The 23,065-nt window shown below is 59.9% G+C and carries 19 protein-coding genes; 13 read left to right on the forward strand and 6 right to left on the reverse strand.

Annotated elements, in window-relative coordinates:
• Positions 1–33: 33 nt before the first annotated feature.
• A complete protein-coding gene (gene hutH / locus MHK04_RS08845; RefSeq protein ID WP_239208273.1) occupies positions 34–1,587 on the forward strand; it encodes a histidine ammonia-lyase in 1,554 nt (517 codons plus the stop codon).
• 73 nt (positions 1,588–1,660) lie between these two features.
• Entirely contained in the window at positions 1,661–2,251 is a 591-nt protein-coding gene (locus MHK04_RS08850) for a flavin reductase family protein (RefSeq protein ID WP_239208274.1), read from the forward strand.
• Here MHK04_RS08850 and MHK04_RS08855 read toward each other — a convergent pair.
• Complete coding sequence (locus MHK04_RS08855) at positions 2,234–3,019, reverse strand: SGNH/GDSL hydrolase family protein (protein WP_239208275.1); 786 nt, start codon at positions 3,017–3,019, stop codon at positions 2,234–2,236. The genes MHK04_RS08850 and MHK04_RS08855 overlap by 18 nt on opposite strands.
• A gap of 188 nt (positions 3,020–3,207) precedes the next feature.
• Here MHK04_RS08855 and hutU point away from each other — a divergent pair, with 188 nt between their 5' ends.
• Together hutU and hutI are read left to right on the forward strand one after the other, a co-directional pair.
• Positions 3,208–4,884, forward strand: coding sequence for a urocanate hydratase (hutU, locus tag MHK04_RS08860; protein ID WP_239206546.1), 1,677 nt, complete (start codon positions 3,208–3,210; stop codon positions 4,882–4,884).
• Positions 4,885–6,054 carry an imidazolonepropionase gene (gene hutI, locus MHK04_RS08865; RefSeq protein ID WP_023021800.1) on the forward strand — a complete coding sequence of 390 codons (1,170 nt, stop codon included), beginning with the start codon at positions 4,885–4,887 and terminating at the stop codon, positions 6,052–6,054.
• On the opposite strand, the gene MHK04_RS08870 is transcribed toward hutI, so the two are convergent.
• On the reverse strand, positions 6,051–6,896 hold the full coding sequence (locus tag MHK04_RS08870; RefSeq protein WP_239208276.1) for a hypothetical protein: 846 nt from the start codon (positions 6,894–6,896) through the stop codon (positions 6,051–6,053). The genes hutI and MHK04_RS08870 overlap by 4 nt on opposite strands.
• A gap of 142 nt (positions 6,897–7,038) precedes the next feature.
• On the opposite strand from MHK04_RS08870, the gene MHK04_RS08875 reads away from it, so the two are divergent.
• Positions 7,039–8,898, forward strand: a complete 1,860-nt coding sequence (locus MHK04_RS08875) for a DEAD/DEAH box helicase (RefSeq protein WP_239208277.1) — start codon at positions 7,039–7,041, stop codon at positions 8,896–8,898.
• 148 nt (positions 8,899–9,046) lie between these two features.
• Entirely contained in the window at positions 9,047–10,273 is a 1,227-nt protein-coding gene (locus MHK04_RS08880; RefSeq protein WP_239208278.1) for an HNH endonuclease signature motif containing protein, read from the forward strand.
• Between the two features lie 20 nt (positions 10,274–10,293).
• Here MHK04_RS08880 and MHK04_RS08885 read toward each other — a convergent pair whose 3' ends face one another.
• Genes MHK04_RS08885 through putP form a run of 3 tightly spaced genes read right to left on the reverse strand, consistent with a single transcriptional unit; the run spans position 10,294 to position 12,969 of the window.
• A complete protein-coding gene (locus MHK04_RS08885) occupies positions 10,294–10,743 on the reverse strand; it encodes a hypothetical protein (protein WP_023021796.1) in 450 nt (149 codons plus the stop codon).
• A 44-nt stretch (positions 10,744–10,787) separates the two neighbouring features.
• Positions 10,788–11,366, reverse strand: a complete 579-nt coding sequence (locus MHK04_RS08890) for an HNH endonuclease family protein (RefSeq protein ID WP_023021795.1) — start codon at positions 11,364–11,366, stop codon at positions 10,788–10,790.
• A gap of 37 nt (positions 11,367–11,403) precedes the next feature.
• Entirely contained in the window at positions 11,404–12,969 is a 1,566-nt protein-coding gene (gene putP, locus MHK04_RS08895; protein ID WP_023021794.1) for a sodium/proline symporter PutP, read from the reverse strand.
• Positions 12,970–13,148: 179 nt separating this feature from the next.
• On the opposite strand from putP, the gene MHK04_RS08900 reads away from it, so the two are divergent.
• The 7 genes from MHK04_RS08900 (at position 13,149) to MHK04_RS08930 (ending at position 21,840) form a co-directional block, all read left to right on the forward strand.
• Positions 13,149–16,172, forward strand: coding sequence for a DEAD/DEAH box helicase (locus tag MHK04_RS08900; protein WP_524811745.1), 3,024 nt, complete (start codon positions 13,149–13,151; stop codon positions 16,170–16,172).
• A gap of 3 nt (positions 16,173–16,175) precedes the next feature.
• Positions 16,176–16,997, forward strand: a complete 822-nt coding sequence (locus MHK04_RS08905) for an SWIM zinc finger family protein (RefSeq protein WP_086588051.1) — start codon at positions 16,176–16,178, stop codon at positions 16,995–16,997.
• Positions 16,997–18,127: a metallophosphoesterase family protein gene (locus MHK04_RS08910; protein ID WP_239208280.1), complete on the forward strand. Its 1,131-nt coding sequence runs from the start codon at positions 16,997–16,999 to the stop codon at positions 18,125–18,127. Before MHK04_RS08905 ends, MHK04_RS08910 begins: the two co-directional genes overlap by 1 nt.
• A complete protein-coding gene (locus tag MHK04_RS08915) occupies positions 18,127–20,712 on the forward strand; it encodes an AAA family ATPase (protein WP_239208281.1) in 2,586 nt (861 codons plus the stop codon). The genes MHK04_RS08910 and MHK04_RS08915 overlap by 1 nt, the downstream gene beginning before the upstream one ends.
• A gap of 4 nt (positions 20,713–20,716) precedes the next feature.
• Entirely contained in the window at positions 20,717–21,223 is a 507-nt protein-coding gene (locus MHK04_RS08920) for a MarR family winged helix-turn-helix transcriptional regulator (protein WP_200287721.1), read from the forward strand.
• Between the two features lie 5 nt (positions 21,224–21,228).
• Positions 21,229–21,528, forward strand: a complete 300-nt coding sequence (locus tag MHK04_RS08925) for a molecular chaperone GrpE (RefSeq protein WP_239208282.1) — start codon at positions 21,229–21,231, stop codon at positions 21,526–21,528.
• Positions 21,529–21,636: 108 nt separating this feature from the next.
• Positions 21,637–21,840, forward strand: coding sequence for a hypothetical protein (locus MHK04_RS08930; RefSeq protein WP_238801053.1), 204 nt, complete (start codon positions 21,637–21,639; stop codon positions 21,838–21,840).
• A 55-nt stretch (positions 21,841–21,895) separates the two neighbouring features.
• Here MHK04_RS08930 and MHK04_RS08935 read toward each other — a convergent pair whose 3' ends face one another.
• Entirely contained in the window at positions 21,896–23,062 is a 1,167-nt protein-coding gene (locus tag MHK04_RS08935; RefSeq protein ID WP_239208283.1) for an ABC transporter permease, read from the reverse strand.
• Positions 23,063–23,065: the final 3 nt, after the last annotated feature.

Raw genomic sequence — 23,065 nt, forward strand, 5'->3', positions numbered from 1 at the left:
TTCAACTATTGATCCTATTCAAGGAGATTTGCCATGCCTAACGCCTATCCGTCCACCGTGACCGTAAAAGTCGGTGCGCTGAGCATCGAGGATGTTGTTGCCGTTGCCCGCTATGACGCGCAGGTGGAGATTGCGCCTGAAGCCCTAGAAGAGGTGGCTGCTACCCGCGAGCGCGTGGAAGAACTAGCACAAGATCCCACCCCGGTCTATGGCATTTCCACCGGCTTTGGCGCGCTCGCTCGCCGCCATATCCCAGAGGAGATGCGCGCCCAGCTGCAGCTTTCCCTGGTGCGCTCACACGCTGCGGGTACCGGCCCGGAAGTGGAAGAAGAAGTCATCCGCGCACTGATGCTGCTGCGCCTGTCCACCTTGTGCACTGGCCGCACCGGCGTGCGCCCCGTAGTGGTGGAAACGTATGCCAAGGCCCTTAACGCCGGCATTGTGCCGGTGGTGCGCGAGTATGGCTCGCTGGGCTGCTCCGGCGATTTGGCGCCGCTTGCTCACTGTGCGCTGGCCCTGTTGGGCGAAGGTGAGGTGCGCGTGAACGGCGAGCTGCAGGATGCGGGCGAAGCCTTGGCCGCAGCTGGCATCGAGCCGCTGCAACTGCGCGAGAAGGAAGGCCTAGCGCTTATCAACGGCACCGATGGCATGCTGGGACAGCTCTGCCTGGCCATCACTGACCTGCGCGCGGCCGCAAAGACCGCCGATATTGCCACCGCCATGACCGTGGAAGGCCTGCTGGGTACCCTCGTGGTCTTCGCGGATGACCTGCAGCAGCTGCGCCCGCATCCGGGCCAGGCCGATGCTGCGGCTAATATCCTCCAGGTGGCCGAAGGCTCTGAGATCTTGGAGGCCGCGCTGGAGGAGTTTAAGAAGAACCAAGTGCAGGATGCCTACTCCGTGCGCTGCGCCCCGCAGGTAGCTGGCGGATTCCGCGATACCTTGACCCACACCGCCCAGGTGGCCGAGCGCGAGCTGGCTGCCGCGGTGGATAATCCGGTGGTGACCAAGGATGGTCGCGTGGTCTCTAACGGCAACTTCCACGGCGCGCCGGTGGCCTATGCGCTTGACTTCCTGGCAATTGTCACTGCGGACTTGGCCTCCATTTCTGAGCGCCGCACCGACCGCTTCCTGGACCCGGCGCGCAACCGCGGGCTGAACGCCTTTCTTGCCGACGACCCCGGTGTTGACTCTGGCCACATGATCGCCCAGTACGCCCAAGCCGGCATCGTGAGCGAAATGAAGCGCCTAGCCAACCCCTCTTCGGCCGATTCCATTCCTTCTTCGGCCATGCAGGAAGACCATGTATCCATGGGTTGGTCCGCTGCCCGCAAGCTACGCAAGGCCGTCGATGGCCTGCAGCGCGTGCTTGCCGTAGAAATCCTCACCGCCGCCCGCGCTATCGACATGCGCGAGGGCACCCCAGCCAAGGGAACCGGCGCGGTCATCGCCAAGCTGCGCGAGACCGTCACGGGTCCAGGTGTGGACCGCTACCTATCGCCGGAAATCGAGGAGACCGTGCGCCTGGTTAAGGAGGGTGCGCTTGTCGAAGCCGTTGAGAACGCTACTGGAAAGCTGCGTGGCTAATATGTCGACCATTTCTTGGCACCCACAATCTGAGCCCAACCCCTTGCCGTTTTCCCCTTTTAAAGCGAGCACAGTGCCGCGCCCCATTGGCTGGCTTTCCAGCGTGGACGGTGAGGGCTGCGAAAACATCGCGCCTTATAGCCAGTGGCAAAACCTCACTTTCGATCCACCAATGGTGATGTTTTCGGCCAACCAATACCCGGATGGTCGCCGCAAGGACACGGTGCTTAACGCGGAGGAAACCGGCTGGTTTGTGTGGAATATGGCCACCTATGACCTGCGTGAGGAAGTCAATAAATCCGCCCAGGTGCTTGACTATGGCGACAGCGAGTGGGACCGCCTTTCCGTTACTAAGGAGTATGCGGACAATCACCGCATTCCCATGGTGAAAGAATCGCCGGTGAAGTTCGAGTGCCAGTACAAAACCACGCTGCGCGTGCCCGGTAATTCCAAGGTGGGCAGCATCGACCTCGTGGTAGCGGATGTAAAGACCATCCATATCGATGAATCCGTCATCGATGAGGAAGGCAAGCTCGACATCCTCAAGATCAAGCCCATCGCACGCATGGGCTACTTTGACTACACCGTGGTCACAGAAAAGTTCGAGATGCGCGTGCCTGGTTCCGACGACGCCGCGCGCGCCGGGTTAGAGGGCAGCGCGTAGTGCATCGGCCATGGCCCGCTGACCCGCGTGGGTGGGGTGCATGGGAAAGGAATTGGTCTCCTGGCCCGTGAAATCCACCCACGGTGAGGGGGAGCAGGCGGTGTGGTCTAAGGCGGCGTCGGCAAGCACGTATATAGCCCCATTGCGCTCGGCGGCCTCGCGCACCGCCTGGTTGATGCGCTCGATAGAGCGTGCCAACCATTCCCGGTCACTGGCCGGGATTTTTTCTATGTACGGGCAGGTCTCGCCGCGCTTAATTAGCGGAAGATAACCAGTAGCCAGGACTTTCGCGTCAGGGGAGCGGCGGTGGATCTCCTCGTAGACCTTGTCTAGACGGCGGGGTAGATCGCGAATTTCCAGGTCTATCTGCGGGCCGGATTCCGCCTGGCAGATATCATCCGTGGCGCATTGGGTAAGGCGTACGAAGCTGGCGTCATTGCCGCCGATGGAAAGGCTCACCAGGTCGGTGTCCTCTCGCAGGGCGTCGACCTGGGCGGGGTGTTCGCCGGCCGAGGAAAGCACATCGAGGGTGCTAGCGCCCTGGCAGGCTACATTGGTGAGCTCCGCGTCCATTTCCTTGGCTGCAAGCTCGGGGTAGGAATCCTGCGCACGCACGCAGGTATTGGGCGGATCCAGCGGCAGCGTGGTTGAGCCCATGGCCGCATAGGAATCCCCCAGGGCGACATAGTGGGGTGGCTGCGGCTCCTCGGCGGGGGTGGAACAAGCGGCGACGAGGGCCACGGAAAGGAAGGGGATGAACCGGCGCATGCAGGCCATCGTAGATCATCCCGCCTGTGTCTCATATACGAGACAGTTAGGGTTCATGTGGCATGGTACACAGAGCTGGGTCACAGTACTTTATGACATGTGACGCCGAACAAGTCCTCGGGGACAGCCCCGGGACACCGGCCTAGGGGACTTGGGAGGGCGTCGAAAAAGCACGAAGAAAGGAAGCCATGTCTCAACCACGCGAAGTACGCGCCCCGCGCGGAACCGAACTGTCCGCCAAGTCTTGGCAGACCGAAGCGCCCTTGCGCATGCTCATGAATAACCTCGACCCCGAGGTTGCCGAGCGCCCCGAGGACCTCGTGGTCTACGGCGGCACCGGTCGTGCAGCGCGCAGCTGGGAAGCCTTTGACGCCATCGTAGAATCCCTCAAGGACCTCGAATCCGATGAAACCCTGCTGGTGCAGTCCGGCAAGCCGGTGGGCATCTGGAAGACCAATGAGTGGGCACCGCGCGTGCTTATTGCTAACTCCAACCTGGTGGGAGACTGGGCTAACTGGGAGCACTTCCGCAAGCTCGAGGATGAAGGCCTGATGATGTACGGCCAGATGACGGCCGGTTCCTGGATCTATATCGCTACCCAGGGCATCCTGCAGGGCACCTTCGAGACCTTCGCAGCCGTGGCCAAGAAGCGCTTCAACGGCACCCTGGCCGGCACCTTCACTCTGACCGGCGGCTGCGGCGGCATGGGCGGCGCACAGCCGCTGTCCGTCACCCTTAACGGTGGCGCCTGCCTCATCGTCGACGTTGATGAAACCCGCCTGAAGCGCCGCCAGCATAAGCGCTACCTCGATGAGGTTGTCACCGACCTAGATGAAGCACTCAAGCTGGTTCTTGACGCTAAGGAAAACAAGAAGCCGCTCTCCGTAGGCCTGGTAGGCAACGCTGCCGAGGTATTCCCAGAGGTCCTGCGCCGCCAGCGCGCCGGGGAATTTACCGTGGACATCGTCACCGATCAGACCTCGGCCCACGATCCATTGTCTTACCTGCCCTCTGAAATCACCATGGAGGACTGGCATAACGAGGCCAAGGCAGACCCGACCACCTTTACCAAGAAGGCTCGTGAGTCCATGGCGGCCCAGGTCCAGGCCATGGTCGAATTCCAAGATGAGGGTGCCGAGGTCTTTGACTATGGCAACTCCATTCGCGATGAGGCTCGCAAGGCCGGCTACCAGCGCGCTTTCGAATTCCCCGGCTTCGTCCCGGCTTATATCCGCCCACTCTTCTGCGAGGGCCTAGGCCCGTTCCGCTGGGCCGCCCTGTCCGGTGACCCAGATGACATCAAGGTCACCGACCAAGCGCTCAAGGAGCTCTTCCCGGATAACGAGCACCTGCACAACTGGCTCGACGCCGCCGAGGAGTACGTCGAATTCGAGGGCCTGCCGGCACGCATTTGCTGGCTCGGCTATAACGAGCGCCACAAGGCTGGCCTGCTCTTCAATGACCTCGTGCGCGAGGGCAAGATCAAGGCTCCTATTGTCATCGGCCGCGACCACCTGGACTCTGGCTCCGTGGCCTCCCCATACCGCGAGACCGAGGCCATGCTCGATGGCACCGATGCCGTGGCTGACTGGCCGCTGCTCAACGCCATGACTGCAGTTTCTTCCGGTGCTACCTGGGTTTCCCTTCACCACGGCGGCGGCGTAGGCATGGGCCGTTCCATCCACGCCGGCCAGGTTACCGTTGCGGACGGCACCGAGCTTGCTGCGGCTAAGCTGCGCGCCGTGCTGACCAATGACCCGGGCATGGGCGTTATCCGCCACGTTGATTCCGGCTACACTCGCGCAAAGGAGGTCGCCGATGAGCGCGGCGTCCGCATTCCAATGGAATTCAAGGCAAGGGACTAGATGAGCACACTTTTTACCGGCATTTCAGAACTCCGTACGGTCAGCGAGCGCGGCACGCTTAACGACGCCGCCCTGGTAGCCGAATCCGGCACCATCTCCTGGATTGGCCCGGCATCCGAAGCGCCGGCCGCCGATGAGAAGGTGGACCTGGGTGGCCGCGCCGTCCTGCCGGGATGGGTCGATTCGCACACCCACATGGTCTTCGACGGTGACCGCTCCGCTGAGTTTGAGGCCCGCATCTCCGGCGGCTCCTATGAGGCTGGCGGCATCGCCGTAACCATGGACGCCACTCGCCAGGCCGGTACCGACCGCCTGGATAAGCTGGTGGCAGATCGCGTGGCCGCTGGCCGTCGCGGCGGCACCACCACCTTCGAGACCAAGACGGGCTACGGCCTCAACACCGAGTCCGAGGTAGAGGCCGCTAAGGTCGCGTCCCGCCACGTAGATGACGTGACGTTCCTTGGTGCCCACTTAGTGCCGCCAGGAGCAGATGCGGAAGACTACCTCGACGAAGTCGTTGGCCCGATGCTTGAGGGAGTAGCTCCCTATGTGCAGTGGATCGATGTCTTCTGCGAGCGCGGAGCCTTCAACGAGGAACAATCCCGGCGCGTACTGGAAGCCGGTAAGAAGCTAGGCCTTGGCCTGCGTGTGCATGGCAACCAGCTGGGCGAAGGCCCAGGCGTGGCCCTAGCCGTGGAGTTGGGTGCGGCCTCGGTAGACCACGTCAATCACTTGAGCGACGAGGACGTCGAGCTGCTGGCTAACTCCGATACCGTGGCCACGATGCTGCCGGCTTGCGATCTGTCCACCCGCGAGCCGCTAGCCCCAGGACGCAAGCTTCTCGACGCCGGCGCAACCCTCGCCATCGCCTCCAACCTCAACCCCGGCACGTCCTATACCTCCTCGATGAACTACTGCGTGACCACCGCGGTCCTCCAGCAGTACCTGTCCGTTGATGAGGCCATCCACGCGGCGACCACCGGTGGGGCTACCGCCCTGCGTCGCCACAACGTGGGCAATGGTCTCGACCCGCAGGGCCGACCCGCTAAGGGCACCATCGTGGAAGGTGCCGCCGCCGACCTGCACGTACTCGACGCCCCCAGCGCCGTGCATTTGGCCTACCGCCCAGGCATGCCGCTGAGCTATCGCACCTTTATCGCCGGAGCCTAGCGCTCTGCTAGAAAGGTCGCCGCTATCTGATATAGCCGGCGGCCTTTTTCTTTTGTCATATGTAGCCACGCATCCTTCTTGCCGATAAAGACTGCGCGCGATCCATCCGGATCTTCCACCATAAAGAGGGTTTCTTCGTCTTGTGCACCGTGGACAGTCCACGACTCTGGGTCGTAGAGGCGACGAAAGCGCCCTAGCTCTATCTCTACGTCCCTGCGGGTGATAGCCGGTGGCCGGTAGGGGAGGTTGTCGGGCCCATAGTCCTTTCGCGGTCCTTTTCTTTCTCCGCGTTCAAAATCGCTATAGACCTCGCTCACTTGGGCACGCACCAGCCCATTTTTGTCCTCCGTGGATTCTATGCGCAGGCATAAAGGGTGCCGAGGCCGTGAAGTAAAGCAGGAGTATAGGTGGCCTATCTTAGGCTTATCGACGGCACTAAAGGTCACAAACTTGCCACGGGGTGCGAAATCAAACTCCACCGGAAAGTAGGTTGTGTTCTCGTTGTCCACCACGCTGCCGAGGCTAAGAAGCTTTGGGCGTGCGGCGTATTCCGTGCGGTGAAAGCGCACTGGATCTAGCTCCACCACATAAAATTCAAAATTATCCTCCACCCCGGTTATGCGAAAGACGGGGTTTAGATGAAAACGCCGGTCTGTAATGTGTACATACCCTCCGCTCTGTGGCCGAGGGCTGCGCCTAGTGGGATAGATCAGGCCCGTAGACAGCGAGGACAGATAAAGGTCTACCGGCGGGTCCAGTTCCGTGCTGAACCCTGGATAAGAACTTAGCTTGGCACGGATACGTGCTTGGTCGTCAAGGAATCGTGGGCGTGGATGACTCATAGGCTGCACAGTAGAAGACCGCCCCGATACCACACTTCGGTGTTTTCGAACTGCTTCGAACAGGGCAGGAAATCTGGGCTAGGAAAATCTAGGAGCTGCGCAATGGAGTTTATAGCCACAATCGCGTAGGGTTGGTGAAGCAATGAGCATTACCGATAACGCCACCGGCGGCGTCAACGAGCCGGAAGATTTTAAAAAGTCGGAATCTCAGGACAACTCGCAAGGTGTCACCAAGGACACCAGGGCTGCGAATACTTCTGAGGACACCGGCGCTGAGTCTCAAGACTCGGCCAACGACAATTCCCAGGGGTTCGCGCATCTTGGCCTGCCAGAGAAGATTCTGGAAGCCGTTGCGAAAGTAGGCTTTACCAAGCCGTCCCCCATTCAAGAAGAAACCATCCCGATCTTGATGGAAGGCCGCGACGTAGTCGGCCTTGCCCAGACCGGTACCGGCAAAACCGCGGCCTTCGCGCTGCCGGTTCTGTCGCAAATTGATGCCAAGGCCCGTCACCCGCAGGCACTTGTGCTCGCGCCAACCCGTGAGCTGGCCCTGCAGGTGGCAGACTCTTTCCAGTCCTTCGCCGAGTCCCTCAAGGGCGTCGAGGTACTGCCTATCTATGGCGGTCAGGCCTACGGCATTCAGCTATCCGGTCTGCGCCGCGGTGCACAGGTCATCGTGGGTACTCCAGGTCGCGTCATCGACCACTTGGAGAAGGGCTCGCTGGACCTGTCTCAGCTGCAGTTCCTTGTCCTTGATGAGGCCGATGAAATGCTGAACATGGGCTTCCAGGAAGACGTTGAGCGTATCTTGGAGGACACCCCGGATCGCAAGCAGGTGGCGCTTTTCTCGGCCACCATGCCGAACGCTATCCGTCGCCTGTCTAAGCGCTACCTCGACAACCCTGCCGAGGTCACGGTGAAGTCCGAGCGCCGCACCAATGACAACATTACGCAGCGCTTCCTCCTCATCCCGCATCGCGCGAAGATGGATGCCTTCACCCGCATCCTTGAGGTCATTAATTATGATGCCATCATCGTCTTTTGCCGCACGAAGCACGAGACCGAAGAGGTAGCCCAGACCCTGCGGGACCGCGGTTTTAGCGCCGCAGCCATCAACGGTGATATTGCGCAGGCGCAGCGCGAGCGTACCGTCGATCAGCTCAAGGATGGCCGTCTGGACATCCTCGTGGCTACCGATGTTGCCGCTCGTGGCCTCGACGTCGACCGCATCACCCACGTGGTTAACTTCGATATTCCTAACGACACCGAGTCCTACGTGCACCGCATCGGCCGCACCGGCCGCGCGGGGCGCTCTGGCGAAGCCATCCTGTTCGTCACTCCGCGCGAGCGACGCATGCTGCGTTCCATTGAGCGCGTAACCAATGCCCGCTTGGAAGAAATGGATTTGCCTTCCGTCGATGAGGTCAATGAAAAGCGCAAGGAAAAGTTCGCGCAGTCCATTACCAACTCCATGGACAATAAGCAGGCGGACTTTTTCCGCTCTTTGGTACGCAAGTACTCCGAGGAGAACAACGCGGCCATGGACGATATTGCTGCAGCCCTCGCCGTTATGCTGCAAGGCGGCAAGAACTTCCTGATGGAAGACAAACCGCTTCCGAAGCCAAAGCGCGACCGTCGTGACGATCGCAAGCGCGACCGCGACTTCAAGGGTGGCGGCAAGGGCCGTGGGCCAAAGCGGCCGGATGGTGACTTTGAGACGTACCGATTGGACGTCGGCAAGCGGCAAAATGTGCGCCCGGGAGCCATCGTGGGTGCCATCGCCAATGAGGGTGGCTTGTCCGCCAAGGACTTTGGCCGCATCACCATCGCGGTAGGCCACACCTTGGTGGACCTGCCGAAGAATTTGGATCCAGCTGTGCTCAAGCGCCTAAAAGATACGCGCATTTCCGGCCAGCTCATCAATATTCAAAAGGACACCGGCCGACCACCACGCCGTGATCACGGCGGTGGACGCAAGCGCGGTGGACGCTGGCGCGACTAAATTTTTCGACTCAATGGGCCTCTTCGGAGGCCCATTTTTTCATGCGCTGTGACCAGCAGTTTTACTATAAACGGGGGTAGCGTGTCGGAGCGATTTTATATACTAAAAGCGCAAACATGTTCTAGGGAAACTTCTGCGGGGGAAGTCTATGAATGCGCCCTACTTTGCCAATACCAATTCACAAAATTCAACCTCACGAGCAGCTACAACCATACGCAAGGCCGAATACTTGTTATGGAGGCGCCTGCATCCAGATCCGGATGAGGATATCGAAATCATCAGCCAATCGTTGTCGGACCTTACTGGTACGCGGCAGTCTCGAATTAGAAATATTATCTTCGCCTTTGAGCGCTTAAAGGAGCTACCACACCTTCAAGCGCGGCAGGAAGAGCTCTATCACCTAGATTTAGACCGCTTAATTACTATCGACCAGACACTTTCCAAGCTAGGGGAGATTGACGCCGATAAACGGCTGCTTATCGACGCCGAATTAACCACCTACCTCACCCCCAAGCGCCCCAACCAAAAATTGCCCTCCCATCGCAACCTGCGGCGTAAGTTGCGGGAGCTTATTGTCCGCCTCGATCCCACTATCGCCGCACGCGATCCACGCCGTAAGGAGTCTTATAACCTCGAGCCCACGGGAGGGGAGTGGGCTGCAGTTTGTCTCGACGTGGGCCTAGAAACCGCCGAAATCATTGACCGAAATATCCGCAGCGTGGCTACGGAGAAGGACATTTCCTTTGCCCAAGCGGCAGTTGCTCTGCTCACCGGCAAGGCTGAAGCCAAGGCGAAGGTGGTGCTCAATATGTACCGCTGCGATCTTCCTGATGCGCCAGCCTTCGTTCAAAGTTTGGGTTGGGTCTCGCCAGAGGTTGCCGACGAAATGCAAACGCGGGCGACAACCGTCCGCGATATGGAAAAGGCAGCACAGGACGAAAGTGGAAACTACGTAACTCCGCCCCATATCCGTGCCTTTGTGGAAGGACTCGACGGAACCTGCCGATGGCCCGGCTGCACGCGGCCAGCAATGGCTTCCCAGATGGACCATCGACACGACTTTGCCGAAGGAGGGCCTACGGCGGCGGCCAATCTTGCGTGCCTATGCCAACATCACCACAACATCAAGACTGATGGGCGGGCCTTTTATATAAAGGATCCGATTAGTGGGGACATAGTCTGGCTTTTTGAGGATTCCACGTGGGTCTATGACGAAGCTAGCGGGCCACTCGCAGCGAAAAATCGGAGGTGGGCGCAGACGGTGGCGCAGGCGACACAGCGGCGTCGGCACAATGCGCACGAGGATGCACAGAGATTGAAAGAAGAGCTGGAAAACGAGAAACGGGACAGCGAAGAAACTGTCCCGGAAGAGTAGATGGCCTTCTAGAAGACCAATTAGAAGTGGACGTACATCAGGATTAGGCAGATGATCCATAGGAGGTTAAATACGCCACCGAACGCGGACAGTGGCTTCTTTGCCGCCGCGTAGTCAAAGGTTTCGTTTGACTCGAGGGAGGCCATTGCCTTCTTCTGCTTAGGGATGATGACGAAGAAGAGCAAGCACCACGCGACGATGGCAACCAAGATGGCGATGTGGAAGTTTACCTCGGACTTGTAGGCGCTGATATCGGAGAGAAATACGCCGAGCCCGAGGATAGGCACAATAGCGGAAATGTAGCCATAGGTATTGGTTATGTTATGCAGAACGCGGGCGGAGCCTAGTGCTGCGTGCTCACCTTGTGCTGCCTTTGCCATCTGCGTCTGGAAGCTGGAGGTAGATACGCAGACTGGACCGATTAAGAGAATAGCTGCAGCCACGTGGAGGAATACAAGGAAAGTAGTCATTGAAAGAACCCTTCAATCGCGGAAAGTTGCCACATTTACCCTAATCAATTTCCGGTGAGTAGGGCTATCCGACATTGCCTTTGCATGGCGCGCACGTCCGCGGAAGGGAGCGGAAGCGAGTACTTGCGGGCGATGTCTGCGAGGCGGCGAGAATATTCGCAGCGGTTGGTCGGCGGAAGCCATTCGGCAGGAAGAGCATCTGACTTTTCTTGGTTGAGCTTGCGGCTGGTGGCTACGAGATTGAGCGGATCGTTGCCAAAGCGCACTTTGGTCTCGCGGTCCCACTCGGAAGCGCCCATGTCATAGGCCGCGGAGAGCGGAAAGATGTGGTCGATCTCTATGGGTGAAGTGGCAGGAATGGTGGTGCCACTATAAGGGTCATAGACGGTCCCACTGCGGGCATGGCAATCGTGGAGGGGATCGCTGGCCTGGCTTTCCAGAATGGCCTCGCGGGTGCTACAGGCACCGTGGGGCTGCCAGATGCCGAAATCATCGCGATTGTAACCAGCGGCGTTAGGGCGTGCAGCTACGGTATCGACCTCAAAACGTGGAAAAGGCCACGCATACCATGCGCCGATAAGGACGGTGACGCATGATAGCGCGGCCAGATAATAGGACTTCATGTCCTATTGGACTGCGTGGAGTCCGTGATGGTTCCGATTATTTATCGGTGACCTTTTCCGCGGCCTCCTCGAAGTCGAGGCTGGAGTCATTTTCCACGAGCTTGGCCAGCTTGGTGGCCTCTTCAAACTCGCTAACAACTTCCGGTGCTGGCTCCTTGGTGAGCTTGGTGACGATGACCGCCACAATGAGGGCCAGGAAGAAGCCAGGAACCATCTCGTAGAGGGTATCGGAAAGCGGAGACATGCCCCAGCCGATGGCTACGATGGCGCCGGTGAGCATGCCGGCAATCGCGCCGGTGGCGTTGAAACGCTTCCAGTACAGGGACAGCAAGATGATTGGGCCGAAAGCGGAACCGAAGCCTGCCCACGCAAAGCCCACAAGGCCAAGGATGGAGTCAGACGGGTTGATCGCCAAGAGGGCGGCAATGACCGCGATGGCAACGATTGCGGTGCGGGAGAGGTTGATGAGGACCTGTTCGCCTGGCTTCTTCTTGGCAAAGATGAGGAAGAGGTCCTCGATGAGGGAAGTAGAGACGACGAGCATCTGGGAAGACATGGTGGACATGATGGCGGCTAGAACCGCGGTCAGGACGAAGCCTGCGGGCAACGGGTGCATCATGGCCTGTGCCATGTCCAGGAAGATGGTTTCGAAATTGTCCTGGTCGGTGATGCTGTGGCCGGTTTGGGTGAAGTAAACGGTGCCAGAGAGCGCGACGAAGATTGCGCCGATGACGGACAGGCCCATCCAAGTCACGCCGTAGAAGCGGCCTTGGCTGGCGTCGGAAGGCTTACGCAGCGCCATGAAACGGACAACGATGTGCGGCTGGCCAAAGTAGCCCAAGCCCCAGGCCAGGTTGCCGATGATAACGCCGGCGGATACGCCTGCGAACATGGAGAAGTAGCTGTCATTTTCTACTACGCCATCGGTGCCATAGGGATTATTGGCGGCAAACGAGAAGATCGAGGATGGATCGCTGAGAGAGACAATGGCCATGATCGGCACGATCATCAGGGCGACGAACATAAGAACGCCCTGGACGACGTCCGTGTAAGACACCGCCAAAAAGCCGCCGACGAAAGTGTAGAAGATGGTCACCGCAGCGATGACGAGCATGCCGGTGAGGTAGTCGCCACCGAAGGTGGACTCGAAGTAGCGGCCACCGGAAACCATGCCGGAGGAGACGTAGAAGGTAAAGAAGAAAATAATGATGGCTGCGGAGATGATGCGCAGCAGGCGGGACTTATCGTGCAGGCGGTTTTCAAAGAAGGACGGCACGGTAATGGAGTTGGCCGCGATTTCCGAGTAAGAACGCAGGCGCGGTGCGACCCACTTCCAGTTAGCCCAGCAGCCGACGAGCAGGCCGATGGCCATCCACAGCTCGGACATGCCGGAAAGGAATAGAGCTCCGGGCAGGCCCATGAGTAGCCAGCCGGACATATCGGATGCGCCAGCGGAAAGAGCCGCTACGAATGGGTGCAGGCCACGGCCGCCCAAAACATAATCGTCATATTGGTCGGTTTGTTTGTAGCTCCAGTAGCCAATGGCTGCCATTGCGAGGAGATACACGATCATCGCAATGACGTACCAAGTTGAATCTTGCACGTTTTACTCCTTGTAGTGATATGTAGGACATATTCACGTTAACGGGGTCACAAGGTTAACCCAAGCGAAAATACAGGTGTGACGCATGTCTCCGTTTGGATTTTCTATCGTTCAACTGGGGAAAGAGGGAAATATAACGAGCGTGTAACAAACTTGGAAGGGCTGCTATGCTGGCGGTTATGGCTTCTTACCTCGTGCATGGACTGTGGCTCCCCGTTACGGGGCTTGGTCTGTGGATTGAACAGGTAGAAGGGCACAAGATTGTCATGCCCAATGCCGTTCCTGAAGGCACCTTCCCGCCGGCGGTAGAGTCCATCCTGGGGAAGAAATCTTTCCGCAACCGGGCGCGGGTCTCGCTGCGCACGCCCAAGGGCAAGGACGTGTCCTTGATGGTGCCGATGGCAATGTTCGGCCCAGAAGAGGCCGTCGCGGCGCTTACTCAGATGGAACACCTGAATCACAAGCCGCCTGCCACCATCGCCCCTGACCTCCAGTGGCTGCTCCATGCCTACAGTGGCCTATGCAAATTCGTGCGCGCCGGGCGCGTGACGTTCCGGCTGGCCTACCAGGCCAATGAGTGGTTCCCCATGTGGCAGCTGGCCTCCGGCTTGGGGGAGCGCGGGTGGCTTGCAGAGATGATGGCAGCCGCGCCCGGCATCTTGCATGTTAATAATCGGGCACTGTCGGATGACATGGCCGATGAGCTCACGCACTGGATCGCGTTTCGAGAGCTGCGGCCCGTGGCGGAAGCACCGCGGCCGATGCCGTGGCACGAGTTCGCCCGCGCCCTGCTCGATACGCGGCCGATCCGGCGTGGGCGCGCGCAGCTTTTGCGCGGGCTCAATGAGTGGAAGAATTCCATCTACGAGGTGGAACTCCAATTGGTCTACATCGTGGAAGAACCGGCAGAAGATGACCCGGATGCGGCCAAGTGGCCGGTGCGCGTGCGGGTGCGCTCGGGCACGGATGCTCCGCGGCCGGTGTCAGCGCAGAGTCTGGATAGGGCGAGCGTCGAAAAGCTGCGGGAAGCCCACCGCAAGGCTGTGCGCATCGCGCCCACGCTGGGGGAGACCGCACAGCTGCCGCAGCCCGGCGACGGCGACTGGGATGTCTACCTAGAAACCCACCAACTTACCCATTTTGTTACGCACGAGGTGGACAAGCTCAAGGCCAGTGGCGTGACTGTCATGCTGCCCAAGGCCTGGGCGCAGATGGAAACGAAGGCCAAGCTGGAAACCCACGAGGCCCGCGATCCGGCCGAGGCCGCCACTAAAAAGCACATTGGCATGAATAAGCTGGTGGACTATAACTGGCGCATGTCCGTGGGCGATGTGGAGTTGACCGAGGAAGAAATGGAGGACTTGGTCAATTCCAAGTCCGGACTTATCCAGTTACGCGGCAAGTGGGTCATGGCCGATAAGCAGGTTGTCTCCCAGGTCTCCGGATACATGGATGCGCTGCGGGAGAAGTCCCTGGCGCGCAAGAAGAAGGAACTTGAGCAGCTGGCCGCTACCGCGGAGATAGCCAAGCAGCTCGGCGAACCCGGTTGGGAAGCCTTAATGGCGGACGTGGAGCGGCGCCGCCAAGAGTTCAACGAGGGTGGCGAAGAACACGAGCAGGTTACCGTGGCTGAGCTGCGCGAGCTGGCGCTCGAGTCCATGACCCAAGAACCCATCGAGTTCACTGGCAGTACCTGGCATACGGCCCTGCTCGGCGGGGTGGACAAGGTCGCCCCAGAGCGCGTGGACATTCCCAAAACTGTCCATGCGGAGCTGCGCGAGTACCAGCGTCGCGGCGTCGACTGGCTGTATTGGATGTCTCGCAATGGCATAGGCGCCGTGCTTGCCGACGACATGGGGCTCGGCAAAACCCTCCAACTACTGTCCCTTCTCGCGGTGGAAAAGGAGCGCGGTGAGCAGACTGGCCCCACGCTCGTCGTGGCGCCAACCTCCGTGGTAGGAAACTGGGCGCGCGAGGCGCAGCGCTTCGTCCCAGATTTCAAGGTTATGGTGCAACATGGTCCAAGCCGCCCGCGGGGCGAAGACTTCGCTCAAGCCGCTACTGAGTGCGACCTGGTTATCACCACATATGGCACCGTGGGCCGCGATTTTAAGGACATGGGCGAGGTAGGCTGGCAGCGCGTTGTTCTAGATGAGGCCCAGGCCATCAAGAACTCCGCGACGCGCTCATCCAAGGCCGTGCGCTCGCTGCCCTCGGAGCACCGCGTGGCGCTGACCGGTACCCCGGTGGAAAATCGCCTCTCGGAGATGCGCTCCATCCTGGACTTTTGTAATCCCGGAGTATTGGGCTCCGCCTCGTTCTTCCGCAATCACTTTGCTAAGGCCATCGAGCGCAATGATGACGAAGAGATGTCTGAACGCCTGCGCCAGCTCACCGCGCCGTTTATCCTTCGCCGTGTGAAGACGGATCCGAATATTATCGACGATCTGCCTGAAAAGTCCGAGCAAATCCTTACCGTGTCCATGACCACCGAGCAGGCCGCCCTGTATAAAGCACTGGTCAACCAGGTGAAAAAAGACCTGCAGGAAGCTACGGGAATGAATAAGCGTGGGCTGGTGTTGTCCTCGCTCACCCGTATCAAGCAGATTTGTAATCACCCCGCGCATTACCTGGGCGATAGCTCGCCGGTGACGCTCAAGGGCAAGCATCGCTCCGGCAAGGTTAAAGAACTCATGCGCATCGTGGACGAGGCCACTGAATCCGGCGAGCGCCTCTTGGTCTTTACCCAATACAAGGCCTTTGGCGATATCCTGCAGCCATACCTTAGCGATCAGCTCGGCCGGGAGATCCCCTTCCTCCACGGCGGGGTGAGCAAAAATAAGCGCGACCAGATGGTGGAAGACTTTCAGTCCGAGGATGGTCCGCCGGCGATGATCCTTTCGCTCAAGGCCGGCGGTACCGGCCTGAACCTGACGGCTGCTTCCATCGTCGTCCACATGGACCGCTGGTGGAACCCGGCGGTGGAAAACCAGGCGACGGACCGCGCCTTCCGCATTGGCCAGCGCCGCAATGTGCAGGTATATAAGATGATCACCGCGGGTACGCTGGAGGAATCTATCCAGGACATTTTGGATGGTAAGACGCAGCTGGCCGGCGCCGTCGTGGGCGAGGGCGAGGGTTGGCTCACCGAGCTGGACCCAGATCAGCTGGCCGCACTCATGAGCTACCGGGGGAGGGAGTAATCCATGGCTGTTAAAGGCGATGACAACGTTATCTATGCCAATTTTGGTACCCGCAAGCGGGTAAGCACCCCGGCTGAGGTCAATCACGTCGACCGCAGCGGGCGCATCCTGTCCACGACGGCCTCGCGTATCGCGGCCTTTACCTCCCACGGTGCGGATCGCGGCCGGATTACCCGCGGCCGCCAGTATGCCGAGGGCGGCCACGTCGTGGGGTTGGAGGTGCGCAACGGCGCCATCCACGGCCGCGTGGCCGGCTCCCAGAATGAGCCCTTCGCGGTGCTCATCCAGTTGCCCTACCGCAATAATGACGATATTGCCCAGCTGGCCACCGAATTCGCCCGCACCCCCAATTCCGTTGCCAATGCACGCAAAGGCCTGCTTGCCGACGCCGCCCTAGACACCCTTTTCGCCCCCGAGGCCGAAGACCTGCGCCTGACCTGTGACTGCCCGGACGGCGAGTACGTGTGCAAGCACATCGTGGCGGTGGGCGATAAGCTCGCCACCCGGGCGGATGCGGACCCGGCTGTCATTTTTAATATGCGTGGCTTGGACTTTGCCCGCCTGGAGCGCATGGTCCTCGAACAGGCTAAGACAGTCAGCCGCGAAAGCTTTACCCCAAGTGGGCTGTCCGAGGAAGAAAAGAATGACATCTTCTGGAACGGCCGTGAGCTGCCCAAGCTGCCGCAGCCCAAGGTAGCCCCGGCCATCGATGACTCCGATCCGGACCTCTTGCGCAAGGCCATGCGTTCGGTTTCTCATACCAACCTGGATCTTCTGCGCGCGGTATCCGATATTGAAGACCTCTACTACCACCTCACGCACTAATGACTGCTACCACGTTTATCCATACCTCCGATTTTCAGCTGGGCATGACCCGCTGGTTCTTGAAGGGCGAGGCCCAGGGCCGATTTAATGATGACCGCGAGGCCGCGATCATGCGGCTGGGCGAGCTGGCCGAGGACACCGGGGCGGATTTCATCGTCGTAGCCGGCGATGTCTTTGAGCACAATTCCCTCTCCCGCGAAATCCTCGCCCGCGCCACGGAAATGTTTAAGCGCCTACCTGTACCGGTCTACGTCCTGCCCGGCAATCATGACCCGCTGGTGGCGGACTCGGTCTTTTATAAGACCAGCGCCGATAATGTTCACGTTATTGCGGACTCCCAGCCGATTGAGGTGGCCCCCGGCGTGGAGCTGGTTGGCGCGCCTTATCTGTCCAAGCGCGCGAACCACGACTTAGTCCGCCACGCTCTCGAGCCGCTGGAGCCGGCCGAGGGCATTCGCATCGCCGTTGGTCACGGGCAGGTGGATTCCCGCTCTGGCGAGGATGACGCCGATACCATCGATCTAGCCTTCGTTGAAGACTGCCTGGATCGCGGGGTGATTGATTACCTGGCGCTCGGCGATACCCACTCCACCGAAAGCCTCGGCACCACCGGCCGAGTGTGGTTCTCCGGCAGTCCAGAAACCACGGATTTTAAGGAAACGAGCACCGGCGGCGGCGAGTCGGATTCTGGCAATGCGCTGGTGGTGCGTGTGGGGGATCGCGTGGGGGATGAGGTGGACGTCGAGAAGCGCCGCATCGGACGCTGGACTTTTGAGGCAGTCGATGCCGCCGTGGATTCCGCCGAGGATGTGGACCTGTTCTTGGCACGCTTGGGCGAGTACCCGGATAAGGTGCGCACGGCCGTGAAATATAGCCTGCGCGGCACGCTCGGCGTCGAGGCCCACGCCCGCCTGCAGCGCGGATTAGATGAGTACGAGGCCGTATTTGCCTCCCTTCGCCCCCGAGAGCGCACCATGGATCTCTACCTCGAGCCCAGCGAGGAAGAACTAGCTAGCCTTGATATTTCCGGCTACGCGGCCGAGGCCCTGCAGGAGCTGCTGGATAACCGCGAGGATCCCGTCGCCCGCGACGCTGCCAACTTGCTATTCCGCCTGGAGGGACAGTCCTAATGCGCATCCACCGCCTAGAACTTAATAACGTCCGGGGCATCGAGCACTTGGTCCTCGATGATCTGCCCGAGTCCGGCGTCGTGGTCATCCACGGCGAAAACGAGGCCGGCAAATCCACCATCGTGGAGGCGCTCGACGTGGTGCTCACCGAAAAACACAGTGGCCGATCCAAGCGCATTCGTGCCTTGCAACCGGTGGGCAAGGACGTGGCCCCGGAAATCACGGCTGAACTTAGCGTAGGCGACTACCGCTTTCGCATTGCCAAGCGCTGGCTTTCCAAGAAATCTTGCGAGCTACACATTTCTTCCCCGCGGCCGGCGCAATTTACTGGCAGTCAGGCCGATGATGAGTTGGAGCGCATCCTCTCGGAGCACTTGGACCGCTCGCTTGTCGACGCCCTCTTTATGCGCCAAGACGACACCGGCGAGGCCATCTCGGCCGTCGGCATTCCTAGCCTTACCCGGGCGCTAGAGCGCGAATCCGGCTTGGCCGAGGAAGAGGTCTCCGGCGACGATTCCGCGCTCTTGGCCCGCGTGGACAAGGAATACCAGCGCTACTTCACCGCCGCGAAGGGCAACCCAGCCGGTGAATATAAGGAGTCCGCCGCAGCCCTCGCACACGCCGAAGAAGAACACGCCGAGGCCACCCGCGTTCTGCGGGAGCTGGACTCCGTGGTCGAGCGCTACGAGCAACTCCAGCGCGAGCAATCCGCCGCCGAAGCCGAGCTTCCCGCCGCCCGAGCCGATCTCAGCGAAAAGCAGACCCAGGCGGAGGAAGCCGCAACCGCGCAGGCCACGCTGGATTCCCACAAAGCCACGCTTGAGCGCGCCATCGAGGACCTCGCCCGCGCCCAAGCAGCGGTTACCGAGCGCGCCGGGCTCGTCGCCACAGCCGATGAATCTGCCACGGCTGCCAAGGACGCCGAGCAGAAGCTCACCAGCGCGCAAGAAAAAGCTCAAAAAGAAGCCGCGGAAAAGAAGTCACTGGACAAGCGCCTGGCAGAGGCAAAAGAGGACTATGCCGCGGCCCGCAGCACTCTCAAACAGGCTCGCCGCCTGCAAGATAGGCAGAGTTTTGAACAGTTAAGCGCCCGGTTGGAATCGCTCGACGCCCTCGCCGCCGAGGTAGACCAGGCCCGTGCAGCCATTGCCCAGCGCGGACGCGAGATCACCGCGGCCGATATCAGCAGCCTGCATAAGGCGGACTCGGCGCTGTCTGTGGCCACGCGCCTGCACGAGGCTGCGGCCGCCAAGGTGCACTTTTCGGGTCCGGATGGTTCTAGGATCCGTGTTGATGGGGAAGACATCGAGCTAGGCGAGGACACAGCCATCGAGCTTGTCGACGCCCGAGTTATCACCATTGGTGATATCACCGCCCGCTTTTCCGCTGGGGCCTACTCGGCCGAAGACACCCTGCGCGATGTGGAGCAGGCCCGCACGCGACTGCAGGACCTGCTCGATACCCTTGGCGTGGATTCTGTCGAAGCGGCCGAAAAGACCCATGAGGAGCACCGCGCGCTCAACGACACTCTGGATGCCGCCACCCGGGCTCTTGCCGTGGAACTGGGGCCGGATGATTTAGGCGACCTCCGCGCCCAGCATTCCGCTTTGTCCGAGAAGGTGGCGGACCTTGCGGATGCGGGCGAGGTAGATCTTGCTGCCGCCGAAGCCGCGGAGGAAGAAGCCAGCGAAAAGGTCAATGCGCTCGACCGCGAGCTGGTGCCGTATCGCGAAAGCCGTCTTGCCCACGAGGTAGTGCGCTTAAACGCCGAACTGACCGCCGCCCGCGAGAATACACAGCGCGTGACCAGGGAGCTCTCCTCCGCGCGCGAGCATGCCGCCGACGAGGCGCTCCATGCCGAGGTCACCCGTTTGGAGACCGTCGTGGCGGAGCTGCGCGGGCAGCTGGAGCAGATGGAAGCGGTTGATCTTGATACCGCCAATTCGCTGGTAGAAGGCGCACAGTCCCACCTGGAATACCTCACCGGACGCATCCAGCGTAGTGAGGTGGACCTTGGCAGGCTGTCGAGCGAAATCAACTTCCACTCTGGTGCCGCAGAGCGCGCCCAGCAGGCCACCGCAGCGGTAGAGATGGCTCGCGCGGTGTACGAGAGCGTAGACAAGCGCGCGCAAGCAGCCTGCTATCTGCGCGAACTTTTACTCAAGCACCGCGATGCCGCCCGCCAGCGCTATGCCGCGCCCTTCGTGGACGCACTCTCACAGCTGGCTCGCACCGTCTACGGTGGCGATATCACCTTCGAGCTCGATGAAGATCTCCGCGTGACCGCCCGTACCCAGGATAAAGAGACGGTGAACCTGGCCAGCTTGTCCGGCGGTGCTCGCGAGCAGTTGGCCATCCTCACCCGCTTTGCCATCGCGCAATTGGTAGGGGCGGAGTCGGTGCCGGTCATCGTGGACGATGCGCTGGGTTCTACCGACGCGCACCGCCTGCAACTCATGGCTACGCTCTTTTCCCACGTGGGACGGGATAACCAGGTATTGGTCTTTACCTGCATGCCGGAGCGCTATTCTCGCGTGCCGGGGCGCAGCGAGCGCGCCATTGCTTCCCTCAAAGGGGTAATCTAGTGCCATGCCTTCTCAAACTCGCTGGTTAGACGACGAGGAGCAGGAACTATGGCGCCTGCTCCTTGGCGCTGTGCGCAAGATTAATAGGGGAATGGATGAAACGCTCAAGGCCGGCGGCGAGGTATCTGCCTCCGAGTTTGCTGTCCTCGTTGCCTTGTCTGAGGCACCGGAGCAGCACCTGCGCCTGCACGAGTTGTGCACGCAGCTAGAGTGGGATCGCTCCCGCGCCTCCCACCAAGTAACCCGCATGGAAAAGCGCGGCCTGCTTTATAAAGAACCAGACGCGGTAGATGCCCGTGGGATCAATGTGTGCGTTACTCACGTGGGCCTAGAACACTTGCGGCGCGCCGCCCCCGAACACGTGGAATCAGTCCGCCGCATGGTTTTTGACCACCTGCAGCCCGAGGACGTGCCTGCGCTGCGGCGCTTTTTTAACGGCGTTTTGCAGGCCAAAAACCTCCCCGGCTATGAGGGATACGTACCAGATTCGCTACTACACGGAAGGGATTAAGCTCCATGATGGGACAAGAGCTCTTTGAGCACCCAAAGAAACAATATAAGACCTACGGAATCACCGCGTTGGAGGAGCTTAGTCCACGCATCGGTGACCCCGAAGCGCACCTGGATGATGCCGCCAGCGAGGAACAAGTCTCCGCTATGGAAGAGGCCCTAGAGGCCTCCCCAGACTCCGTGTTGACCTATGACCAAGACACTGAGCTATGGATTGTCGGCGCGGAAGAGGACATCGAGCGTATGCTCGCGGACCGCGAGTCTTTCGTAGAGGCACTGCTCAATAACGAGGACCCCGGAATCTAAGGGCGAAATTTCGGCGTCAATCAAAAGTGCGAGGAATGCGGCCTTATAAGCACTTAACTGTTAAGATATCCGTAGTTAATCCTCGGTGGATCGAAAGGTTTTATCATTATGAACGAGCGTGAGGCTCAGGAACAGCGCGAAGCAGCAGCTCGCGACAAGGGCAATGGCTGGGTTCCCGTATTCCTTCAGTGGATTCCTTCCATGCTGCTGGCCCTGGTGATGGTGGCAGCCATGTTCTTCGGTATGTACTACATCGAGCACGGCACCTTGGACATCACCCAGCCGATCACCAACGAGTTCATTACTCAGTAGCTTCGGCACATAGAAGAATCCGGCTCACCTGCACACGGCGGGGAGCCCGATTGTTTTATTTGCCCACCGCCTGGCGCCAGGTCATCTTGCGTCCATTATTCAAAATGGCGCGGCGGTAGATGCGTCCGACTAGCACGATAATCAGTGCGGTCACCACAGCCATGAGCACATAGCTAGCTAGCAAGCCCAACCAGCTGAGGTTGCCCCCGGCTACTTGCATCGGAGCAACCAGCATAGAAACCGGCGGCAACCAGGTCATAACCTGCATCCACGTGGCATCCAGGTGCATCCAGCCGAACATCGGTACATACATGGTGGCAAAGACAAGGAACAGGATCGGTGCCTGCGTGGACTGGAGATCCTCGGTGCGTTGCACCATGGAGCCGGCTGCAGCGTAGAGGCTGCCAAAGAAAAGCAGGCCTAGAATCTCGCCTACAAGGAGGACGGCTACCAAGCCATAGTCCAGCTCGAGGTCACTAGCCAGGCCGGACGCAGCAATCGAAATCGCGCCACCGCCCAGGATGAGGAGGGTGGCCAAGAAACCGACGATGGTATTGCCCAAAATCTTGCCGGCCAAGAAGTCTACTGGGCGCACGGAGGACAAGATGATTTCCACTACGCGGGAGGACTTTTCCTCCGTGACGCGGCCGCCAATCAGGCCTGCGAAGGTCATGACAGAAAAGACCACCGCCATTGCGCCAATGAGGACCGTGGCTACACCGGTCATCTTTTGTTCAGTGCCATCCTCTTCTTCTAAATTCACCTGATTTACGGCGGTCGAAGGGGTAGCCTTTTCTAACTCTTGCGGGTCAATATTGAGCTTTTCCAACGCCGTTGCTTGTGCTTGAGAAGAAACGATTTGGTTGACGGTGGTAGTCACCGCAGCAGGCGTATCGCCCTTGCTCAAGAGATCCCAGCCGTCGTTTTCTGCCGGCACGAGGGCGGCATCGGCCTCGTCAGTTTCAACCAATTGCTGGGCTTCCGCGCGGTCTTTCGCTGCTGTGGCATCGATGCCGGAATCTTTGAAGGCGGACGCTTCCATCCCCACGACGGCTACGGAATCAGGTTCTTCATCGCCGCTGAAGAAGCTGATAGCAATTGGGGCGATAATGGCGCCGAGGATGAGGAGCAGCATAGTGCCCACTACCATCTTCGACTTCAGCGTGACTGCCATTTCACGCTTGGCTACCACGCCGATGGTCTTCATTGCGGAATACTGCATGGC

The organism is Corynebacterium nasorum (assembly GCF_022345765.1).
Classification (GTDB): domain Bacteria; phylum Actinomycetota; class Actinomycetes; order Mycobacteriales; family Mycobacteriaceae; genus Corynebacterium; species Corynebacterium kefirresidentii.